The 4,250-nt window shown below is 46.7% G+C and carries 3 protein-coding genes; all 3 read right to left on the reverse strand.

Features of this window, described 5'->3' with window-relative positions; genetic code table 11:
- Nucleotides 1-2: 2 nt before the first annotated feature.
- The 3 genes from WBA23_RS23795 to WBA23_RS23805 all read right to left on the reverse strand — a co-directional run bounded on the left by WBA23_RS23795 (nt 3) and on the right by WBA23_RS23805 (nt 3,819).
- Nucleotides 3-1,421 (reverse strand): DASH family cryptochrome, encoded by a 1,419-nt coding sequence (locus WBA23_RS23795; protein ID WP_424584772.1) that lies wholly within the window; start codon nt 1,419-1,421, stop codon nt 3-5.
- A complete protein-coding gene (locus tag WBA23_RS23800) occupies nt 1,418-2,947 on the reverse strand; it encodes an FAD-binding domain-containing protein (RefSeq protein WP_424584773.1) in 1,530 nt (509 codons plus the stop codon). The genes WBA23_RS23795 and WBA23_RS23800 overlap by 4 nt, the downstream gene beginning before the upstream one ends.
- Before the next feature lie 296 nt (nt 2,948-3,243).
- Nucleotides 3,244-3,819: a Uma2 family endonuclease gene (locus tag WBA23_RS23805; protein ID WP_424584774.1), complete on the reverse strand. Its 576-nt coding sequence runs from the start codon at nt 3,817-3,819 to the stop codon at nt 3,244-3,246.
- Nucleotides 3,820-4,250 lie beyond the last annotated feature (431 nt).

Consider the following 4,250-nt stretch of genomic DNA (forward strand, 5'->3'; position numbering starts at 1 on the left):
GTTTACTGCCGACCCATGCGCTTAAGCATCCGATTCCACTTGTTAGGAATCATTAGCGGCTCGGGGTAGTCTTGGCCTAATTTAAAGTTGTTTTGTCGCTGTTCTTCTTCGGTGAGTAAAAAGGTAATTGGAATAAGCTCTTCAGGAAGTTTGGCGAGTTGAGGTAACCATTTCCGAATATATTCTCCCTTAGGATCATAGTGAGTAGACTGCCACAGAATGTGGGTGTAGCGCCATACCACCGCTTGGAAATACCAATTGATCCAGTTACTGGTCACATCGTAATCAATTAAAAGCGACTCAAAGTAGCTGGCTCCCCAGGTCCAGTCAATTTCCAAATCACGGGTGAGGAAGGTAGAAACATTCACGCGTCCGCGGTTCGACATAAAGCCGGTTTGGTTCAGCTCCTGCATATGCGCATCTACGAACGGAATACCGGTTTTTCCCTGACACCACCTATCGAAGGTACTACGGTCGTAGCTCCACTCAACGCTTTTGTCGTAGATACCCTTCTTCCAAAAAATCTTATTACCGTATTTTAATCCTAGAAACTTGAAGTAGTCGCGCCACAGCATTTCAAAGATGAGCCAGTAGGTGGAAATATTGCGGGTAATTTGCTGTTCGTAGCGCTTAACCTCATAGTAAATTCGGCGGGGCGAAAGGCACCCCAGTGCTAGCCAGGGTGAGAACTTTGAACTATAATCCATGCCTAGCGACTGATTGCGCGTCCATTTGTAGCGAGTCAGTAGCTCGGAGTCAAATAGGTAATGCTGTAGCCGTGCTAACCCAGCTGATTCACCACCAGGATAGTTGCTCTCTTCGTTCAAATGCTGAGTAAAGCCGAGTTCCGATAGAGTAGGGATAAATGTGGGTTCAACATTGGCCACCCAGCTAATGGTTTTTGGGGTAGGGAACTCATCTCGCACCGATGCTTTTTTAGTGCCTTCGTTGCGAAAGGCCTTAAAGGCTTCAGGAGTATCCGAGGGCTCAAACGGTAGGTCGTCGGGATGATAGAGCGTAAGCCCCCAATGAAAGTAAGGTTGGCAATTAGTGCCTTTAAGTTGTTGCTCAATGGCCTGTTCAACCTGGGTTTCTTCCTCGGTTACTTCGCTTAGCAGGTGAACCTCATTCAGCTTGTATTGAGCTACTAGTTTTGGGATAACTTCTTCTGGTAAGCCTTGCCTCACCAGCAACTGTCCACCTAATTGCTGACATTGTTCGTTAAGATCTTCCAAACTTTCTAGTAGAAAGCGGGCCCGGTGAACACCCGTTTTTTTAAATCCTACTTCAAGTTCTGCAAATTGCCGGGGATCAATACAGTACAGCAGCAGTACTTCATCAGCCTGACTAAGGGCTGCCGAAAGGGCAGGATTGTCGTGCAACCTCAGGTCGTTACGAAAATAGACTAAAGCCTGGCTCATGAGGTAGATGATTTCTTCTTAGGAAACCGTCGGTTAGAAGGTTTCTTGCGGCTACCGTGCTTCGCCATTACCTCGTCGGCCAACTGTCGAAGTTCGGGCAACCGGCGCATTTCGTAGATTCTGCGCTTAGCTTCTTTTGCGGTAGCAATATGGTCTACGATAGGGTAGGGGTAATGCTTGCCAATAATACACTGGCTTTCTTCCTGAACGATAGCGGGCATTTTAGCTGGCTCATGAATATATTTTAGCGGAACCTTCACTAATTCGGGAACCCAGCGTTTAATAAACACTCCTTCGGGATCGTGGTCTTTTCCCTGTTTGGTGGGGCTGTAAATTCTTACAGAATTAATTCCGGTAGTGCCACTTTGCATTTGCAGTTGACTATAGTGAATCCCCGGTTCGTAATCTGTCCATTGTTGAGCTAAGTAGTGTCCGAACTGTCGCCAGTCCAGCCACAGATTATAAGCCGCAAACGAAACAATCATTGCCCGCATTCTAAAGTTCAGATAACCCGTTTCCTGTAGCGCGCGCATACAGGCATCTACCATTGGAAAACCCGTTTTCCCTTCACACCAAGCTTGGTAAAACTCGGAGTTGAATTCGCTTTCCCGTAGCTGATCGTAGGGTGGAATGAAACTCTGAAATTCAATGCCAGGATCACTCTCCAGCTTTTGTATAAAATGACTTTGCCAGTGCAAGCGAGCTTCAAACGCTCGCATCGATTTTTTCCAGCCACCAGCATCCTCAGTAGTATCATCTTTGAGTTCCGATCGTCGTTTCTTTAGCGCTTGCACCACAGTCTTCAAGCTGATGGTGCCGTAAGCAATGTGCGGACTCAACCGCGAGCAGTGATCGAAGGCACTAAGCGGACTGGATAGTGCGTAATGGTAGGGCTGACCTCGCTCGTAGAGAAATGATTGCAGCAGCTCCTGAGCAGCCTGTTCGCCCGGGGGTTGTATCGTGCCCGGTAATTTCGGTAGTTCTAGCTGTTCGCTCGTAGGAATTTCCCCAAGGTCTAGTCCTTTAATAGTCGGGAGCTGGTGAGGTGCCGGAAGAATATCTTCGGTCATCCGCTTCTCCCAAATCTTCGACCAGCCGTCGCGATCATTCAATACTCTTACTACTCCGTTTTGGTAAAATTCGTGAAACTGAATCTGCTGGGATTTCGCCCACTGACGAACGGCTTGATCGCGCTGAAAAGTGATGTCGTTACCGGTTTCTTCGTGAGCGTATAGAGTAAAGATTCCCAACTCATGATGTAGGGTTTTGAGTACTTCCACAGCATCGCCCACTCGAAGAATAAGCGGTTGCCCTCGCTGAGCTAAGTTTTCTCGTAGCTCCGCCAAACTGCCTCGGATAAACTCCCAGTGACGGGTACCAAAATCGGGGGCGTTAATGACCGTTGGTTCCGCAATATACAAAGGAAGAACAGGACCATTTTGCGCGGCTTCGTAGAGTGGGCGGTGGTCGGAGACGCGCAAATCGCGCTTGAACCAGACTACTTGGACGTGATTTATAGGACTCATAACGTAAGATCAAAAAGTACCTTATAAACCGTGCTCAACCCTAAAAGTTATCGCTTCTTAAATACAAAGAATATAGTGGTCGCTAGCTGCATGTATTCAATCATTCGCTTACTCACTCATTCCGTAGGGAGTCTATCGGGTTGGCGAGGGCGGCTCGGATGGATTGGAAACTGACGGTTAGCCATTCAAGGGATTGACCGAAAATAGCCCCCGGAGATACCGGGAAAATTTTTAGAGAAGTAAATACTAACGGCCCAATCGCGTATTTTTTTTATAACGAGCCGGTGGCATTTTCTTTATTTCAACCACGCTAGATCAAATGTAAAACCGGGTAATACCGTTTTTCCCGAAAGAGTTTGGTCAAAGCCGATGGTTGGTTCAACCTTATTGTCGTGGTATATCCAAGCTTTTTCTTCTTTAGGAAAAATCAGCCATCCCATTCGGCAGCCGTTAGCCATCCACTCATCCATTTTTTCTTGCGATTCTTTCAGGGTGTCCGATGGGGAAATCAACTCAACAATAAAGTCGGGACAAAGGGGCGGGAACTTCTCTTGTTCATCGTAAGATAAAGCATCCCACCGCGACTTCGCTATCCAGGCCGCATCCGGTGAGCGCATGGCCCCGTTGGCCAGAAGAAATCCTGTAGATGAGTTAAAAACTTCGCCCAGGCCATTTTCGTCGTTCCAAATCCACAGCCGAGACGTAATACTACTATTTTTCTTTCCAGTGAGTCCTCCGGTAGGAGACATGATAATAATTTCTCCGTAAGTGTTTCGTTCAAACCTTAGGTCACGATTCTCCTGACAGAAAGCATAAAATTCATCGTCGGTGAACTGTAAGGTCTTGGGCAGTTTAATCGCATACTTTTCCATAAGAGGAAAGATAAGAAATATTGCTAATAAGTGATAATTTTGAGTATGCTCTTACTTCTATCTATCTCGTTCGTTTACATTGTGCTTTTAACAATCTACCCATGGAGCAAAGAGCCTACCGCCAAATTGGTCAACTAAATTACTGAGCGCGATAAAAAAACGGGGCAGACCTACTTATAAGTACCGGTAGAAGATCAGAAAACGGTAGAAGGAGCGATTACCATGCTAAGCACACTGTTCAAGGTATTGCAGTAATTGATCAGAACGTATGTCTACGGCAGATGAGGATAATCTACAATGCAGTTCGTGTCCGCTTTATCATTCCTCTACTGTCAGCATCGCGCGGCGAACCGTCAGGATGTTCGGGATAGGTGAGGATGAACGGGATACTGATTGCGGCTAATTACTCTGTCAATTCCCTCATCCTGCCC

This window comes from Tunicatimonas sp. (assembly GCF_049647865.1).
Lineage (GTDB): Bacteria > Bacteroidota > Bacteroidia > Cytophagales > Cyclobacteriaceae > Tunicatimonas.

Bases quoted from the DNA above. Each gene is read 5' to 3' on its own strand.
- WBA23_RS23800 (WP_424584773.1), bottom strand. From the start codon at position 2,947: ATGAGTCCTATAAATCACGTCCAAGTAGTCTGGTTCAAGCGCGATTTG.
- WBA23_RS23805 (WP_424584774.1), bottom strand. From the start codon at position 3,819: ATGGAAAAGTATGCGATTAAACTGCCCAAGACCTTACAGTTCACCGAC.
- WBA23_RS23795 (WP_424584772.1), bottom strand. From the start codon at position 1,421: ATGAGCCAGGCTTTAGTCTATTTTCGTAACGACCTGAGGTTGCACGAC.